Here is a 5,630-nt window from a genome sequence, read left to right on the forward strand (position 1 = left end):
CCGCCTCGCCCGCGGCTACCGCAACCAGCACAACTACCGCCTCCGCATGCTCCTCGCCGCCGGCGGACTCACCCCATGACCCCCACCGGATGTCCGAAGAGCCCCATAAGCTTCTTCAACTGCGTGGTCGCGGTGCCGGTGCTGTACGACGGCTTGAACCAGAACGACTTCGGCTTTTTCGACGGTAGCTCACCCAAATCAGGGCGCTGCTTCTTATAGAACTGATATCCGTTCTTCGTCTGTTTCAGCACAAGGTTGTGGGTCTCAGCGGCGAACTTTGACTTCCTCCAGTACCAGCTCAATTCCTTGCCCTCGGGATTAACGGGCCAAACGGCTGCATGACGCGAATCCAGTGGCCTGTCATCCTCAGTCACGTAAGCTTCGAGGGTGTCCGGATCAATGAAGATCGGATACCAGAGGTTGGGCCGCTTTTCGCGCGGAGCATTCACGCCGGTTGCGCGTAAGTTGTCGGCTTCCTTGTATAGGCCATACTCATCGTCAGACCATTCTGCGATGAGAGTCTCCTCCTCAACGGGAAACTCGCCCAACGTCGCATGAGACTTGTCGCGGAGGCACACGACTATGAACTCATGTGTCTCGGCAAAGCCGTATGCATCCTGGTTTCCTTTCAGGTTCATGACCACGGGGAGAGCACCAAGCACATTGTCACGCCCGAAGATCTCTTCGCAGAGTCGAACGAGGTTTGCCACCTCGTTCTCGTCGATCGAGATCACAATTAGGCCATCACGCGTGAGCAGATTGCGTGCCAGCTTCAGTCGCGGGTACATCATGCTGAGCCAGTCGGAGTGGTAGCGGCCGTTGGTGTCAGCGTTAGCAACGAGGCGCCCGCCTTCGCGGTCGGTCTGGCCCGAGCGCGCGAGGTAATCGGCGCTAGTTTCGGAGAAGTCGTCGTTGTAGATGAAGTCGTGGCCGGTGTTGTACGGCGGGTCAATATAGATCAGCTTGACCTTGCCGAGGTACGACTCCTGGAGCAGCTTGAGTGCATCGAGGTTGTCACCCTCAATGAAGAGATTCTGCGTCGTGTCGAAGTCCACCGACTCCTCGCGAACCGGACGCAAGGTCTTAGCAATGGGCGCGTTCGCCGCGAACGCTGCGGCACGCTTGCCGGGCCAGTCCAGGCGGTACCGCTCCTGAGGTCCCTCCACGATGTGATCGCTCAGCTCCTGCCGGAGCAAATCGAAGTCAATCGCGCGGGTGAGGTTGCCGTCAGAATCGATGCTCTCGGTCACGACATTCGGCAACAGTTCGGCTATCTTGTCGATGTTGGCCCGCGTGAGGTTGGGCGAGGTCATGCGCATCTTCTCCACGAGATCACCTCTGCTGGTCGAGTTCGTTTTGCTTGGTCTTGAGCATGCGACGCAGCTCCACCTTGCGGTTGAACTGCGGCTCTGTGCGGAGCTTTCGCTCCAACGATACGATCTCTCGTTCGAGCCGGCGCACCGCGTTGACCCTACCCGTCACTTCCGACAACTCCTCGCCAGGGCGAGAAGCCAGCGGTGTGAGAGGTTGGAGAAGCTCCGTGTACAACGCGGGAAGCGCGATCGCAGTCGGAAGTGACTGCCGTGCGGTGTTCGCTGGCAGCCAGCCGGTCGAAAAGTACTCGCCGAGTTTCGGCACGCCGGTACCGAGTTGCTTATGCGTCGCAACCATTCGCGCCTCCGCCTGCCCAACCGCGGTGCGAGTGATCTCGAAAACCAGCGGGAACTGCACCGCCTTGTCGATTGCGCTGAGCACCGCATCACTGACGTCGCCTTGCTTGGCGTCGAGCACGAAGACCTGAATCTCTGGCACCTGCTCGGAGCCGGGGAGATTGATAGTATTCTCGGCCAATTTGTACGCCCAAGTGAGGCGCTGGACCTCGGAGACGAACAGCTCCCGCACAGCAGGCTTCACGGCGCCATGCTCATAGAACTTCTCTTTGGGCACCCGCTGGCCGACTGTCGCGTTCACCGGCCAGCGATACAAGAGGTCAGCCATTCCAAACGTCCTGCTTTCGCTCCACCACTGCCACGAACGCGGTAAGCTCAAAATCATCCAGACCGGCAATCGTCTGCGTCAGAGCCGTAGTGCTACCGCCAGTGAAGAGGCTGTCGATATCGCGCTCCTGTGTGACGTCAATCATCGAATGGATCGCGTCCGTCAGCAGAGCCGAGTACTTCTCCATTCGGGCACCTTCGCTAGTGGCGGCGTTGAACGCACTGACAACGTCGGTCACCGGCTGCTCGTACGGGCGGCAGCCGGCCCGCAACAGGTCGAGCAGGTGCTTGGCTTCGGTATGATTCGCGATCACCTCGCCCTGCTCATCGAGGTACACCAGGTAATGGGGATGCAGGCGGTTGCCGCGGTTGATCTGTTCGTCCGCTGCGATGTTTCGCAGCGCGAAGATGACACCTGGCCGCAGGCCCCTGGCCGGGTTGGCAGGAATCACCGCATGCAGGCCTCGCGGGACGGACTTGAGGTCCCCGTACTCCTTGATATACCCGAGCAGGTCCATGCGGAAATCGTTGAGACCCAGGTCAGTGATCGAGACTCCCGTCCGCACGTCTTCGAGCTCGATCACCTCGTTCTTGAGTCTGCGCAGCTGCTCACGGCGGAACGTGACGTCGGAGCTCTCCAGGGCGAGCACGTTGTCGTCAGCCGTGCTCGCGAGATCCGCGATCACCATTCGGTTCTCGACCCGCTCCCTAAGGTTGATGTACTCGTCGAGGGTAATGTCGGGCCAGAAGTTCACCAGCTGTATCTGGCGGTTGGTGGAACCGATGCGATCGATGCGGCCGAAGCGCTGAATGATGCGCACTGGGTTCCAGTGGATGTCGTAGTTGATCAGGTAGTCGCAGTCCTGGAGATTCTGCCCCTCGCTGATAACATCTGTGCCAATGAGCACGTCCAGCTCGCGCGTCTCGTCGGGCATGGTGAGGTGGCGCTGTTTCGACCGCGGCGAGAACAGCGACATCACCTGATGGACATCGAAACCTGTACCGAGTGTCGTCCTCGTGCCGTGACTATCACCCGTGATCACCGCTGTGTCCAATCCCACCTGAGCAAGTCCGGGCGCGAGCTCCCGATAGAGATACTCGGCGGTGTCCGCAAAAGCCGAGAATACGAGCACCTTTCGGTTGCCGTCATTGATCGGTTGCTGGGCCTTCTGCTCGATGAGCTGCTTCAGTTTGCGGAGCTTGAGATCGTGAGCAGGAGTGACCTTACGCATCTCGTCCAGGAGTTCCCGCAGAGTTTCACGGTCGTTCCAAAGGTCGCGCTGCCAGGACTCGACGTCCACGTCAGCAAGATCGATTCTGATCTTCTCTCCGAACGAGAGAGCTTCGACGTCGGCATCGTCCTCGTCAAGTTCAAGATCGACGAGGTCGGGATTCAGATCTGCGACATCCCCGCCATGATGGCTGATGCGGGTGAGCGTGATGTCGATGGCTCGTTCGATCTTCGCCACCGTGAGACGGAAAGCGTCGACGGAGCTCTCCAGCCGCTTGAGCAGATTGACGGTCATGAGCCGCTTCAATCCCTGCTCGCGCCCGGCCTGCCCGAGGTTGGAACGGGCGCTGCCGCCGGTGACGCTGTAAAGATCCTCGTACTTCGCACGTCGGCTCGGGAAGACATAGACCAACGGGGTGTATACAGCGAGAGTCAGTTCCTGAAGCTGCGCATAGATGTCGTTGTACCCAGGCACGTCCGGAAGATCAGTAAGCGGTTCCTGGATTGACAATGGCGGGCGGCGCTCAGGGAAAGCACCTATCTCCGTGGTGTCGTAAAAGGCCTGGATGTGCTTGCGCGACCGCGCAATAGTCACCGAATCGAGCAGCTCGAAGAAGTCGAAGTCCAACATCTGCAGGATGCGGTCGGTAGTGCGGTCCGCGAGGTCGAGTTTCGACCACTCATTGAACACCCTCTGGGCTTCGGAGAACACTTTGTCGACAGTCGTCGACAGGCTCAGGTCCTGGGAGAAGCGCTCCGACTCGCCTTCGTACGCGAGCTGGAGCTGGTTCTTGAGATCGTTGAACCGGTTGTTCACTGGTGTGGCAGAGAGCATCAAGACCTTGGTCTTGACGCCCTCGCGGATCACCTGGCGCATGAGGCGCTGGTAGCGTGATTCCTTCTCCTGTGCGTAGTCGGCGTTGCGGAAGTTGTGCGACTCATCAATCACGACGAGGTCGTAGTTGCCCCAGTTGACCCGGTCCAGCCGAAGGCCGAGGGACTCACCCTTCGTACGCGAGAGGTCTGTGTGTGCGAGGACATCGTAGCTGAAACGGTCCGCGGCGAAGAGGTTGGTCGTCAGGTTTGCGTTGTAGTTCGTCCAGTTCTCGGCCAGTTTCTTCGGACACAGCACCAGCACCGACTTATTGCGCAATTCGAAGTACTTGATGACGGCGAGCGCCGTGAACGTCTTGCCGAGGCCAACCGAATCAGCCAGGATGCAGCCGTTGTAGCTCTCCAGTTTGTTGATGATGCCCGTCGCCGCATCTCGCTGGAAGTTATAAAGGCTCTGCCAGACTTTCGTCTCCAGATAGCCGGTGCGGTCGTTCGGCAGGACGTCATCGTTGACATCGTCGAGGAACTCCGAGAACAGGTTGTAGAGGATCAAGAAGTAGATCCTGGCCGGCGAGTTTTCGGAGTACACGCTAGCGATGTGGTCGTGAACAGCCTGGGTGACGTCACTGACCCGGTCGGGATCATTCCAGATCTGGTCGAAGAGCTGCATGTACTGTGCGGCTGCAGGAGCCTCATCGATCCGTTGCACGTAGCTCGACACCGCATTGCCGCGTTCGTAACCGAGGTCTGCGGTGGTGAACCCCTGCAAGGACGTGTAAAGGACTCTGTCGCCGAGTACCGCGAATTGCTGCATCGGGTCACCCGTGGCATTCGACCGGAAGGTCACTTTGCTGCGAACCCAGTCCGCACACTCCCGAGCAATGGCGCGCTGCGTCAGCTTATTCCGAAGCCGGATCTCGAACTCGGAACCAGCAAGGCTCGATTCGGCATTGACGCCCGGAATGAAGAACTCGCGCCGCTCCTTTCGGAGCTTGTCGGTGACGTGTTCCGCAACGAACGACGGCGAGGTGAACACAAACTTCAGTTCGGAGATGCCTTCCAACTCATCCCGGAGTGCTTCGAACGCGAAGATCGAAAAGGTCGAGGCAGCGAGGCGGACTTTCGAGCCCGGGGCGATCTCCTTCTTGAAATCGTCACCCAGGAGGTCGCTGACGTTGTCGATGATCCGCACGCGACTACCTGACGTCCTCGTCGTGATGAGAAGCTGTCGATCCGCCCCACCTGGCCGCTTGGTCCTGGACGACGGTCCGGAAAACCCGAGTTCGCTCATTTCTAGAGACGGGTTCATGCTTCGAACCTGGCCAAGAGAAGTTGGCATCGCGAGTGTGCTGAAGGTGAACAGCAGCGCATTCGTCAAGTGGCCACGGTTTGAGCACTCAGACCTCCAGGATCAGGACGACTCGATTCAACCAGGTTGATCCGATCCTACGCATACCAGCTGCGCTTAGCCTTGATCCACCGATGTAAGTAGCCGGATCGAGCCGCGTGTGGAATGGAAATGCCCCTCCTGAACTGGGAAAATGGTGATGTTATAAGTCAACATTCCC

3 protein-coding genes are annotated in these 5,630 nt (G+C 59.0%); all 3 read right to left on the reverse strand.

What is annotated here, in order from left to right; all coding sequences use genetic code 11:
• Positions 1-68: 68 nt before the first annotated feature.
• The 3 genes from ACFFN1_RS13865 to ACFFN1_RS13875 are packed head-to-tail and all read right to left on the reverse strand — an operon-like array spanning position 69 to position 5,254.
• Positions 69-1,319 carry a site-specific DNA-methyltransferase gene (locus ACFFN1_RS13865; RefSeq protein WP_376841430.1) on the reverse strand — a complete coding sequence of 417 codons (1,251 nt, stop codon included), beginning with the start codon at positions 1,317-1,319 and terminating at the stop codon, positions 69-71.
• Positions 1,320-1,332: 13 nt separating this feature from the next.
• Complete coding sequence (locus ACFFN1_RS13870) at positions 1,333-1,998, reverse strand: DUF4391 domain-containing protein (protein WP_376841428.1); 666 nt, start codon at positions 1,996-1,998, stop codon at positions 1,333-1,335.
• Positions 1,991-5,254 (reverse strand): helicase-related protein, encoded by a 3,264-nt coding sequence (locus ACFFN1_RS13875; protein WP_376841429.1) that lies wholly within the window; start codon positions 5,252-5,254, stop codon positions 1,991-1,993. The genes ACFFN1_RS13870 and ACFFN1_RS13875 overlap by 8 nt, the downstream gene beginning before the upstream one ends.
• Positions 5,255-5,630: the final 376 nt, after the last annotated feature.

This window comes from Brevibacterium otitidis (assembly GCF_042429315.1).
Taxonomy (GTDB): domain Bacteria; phylum Actinomycetota; class Actinomycetes; order Actinomycetales; family Brevibacteriaceae; genus Brevibacterium; species Brevibacterium otitidis.

Excerpts from the sequence above, each read along its gene's own strand:
- ACFFN1_RS13870 (WP_376841428.1), bottom strand. The coding sequence starts at position 1,998 with ATGGCTGACCTCTTGTATCGCTGGCCGGTGAACGCGACAGTCGGCCAG.
- ACFFN1_RS13865 (WP_376841430.1), bottom strand. The coding sequence starts at position 1,319 with ATGCGCATGACCTCGCCCAACCTCACGCGGGCCAACATCGACAAGATA.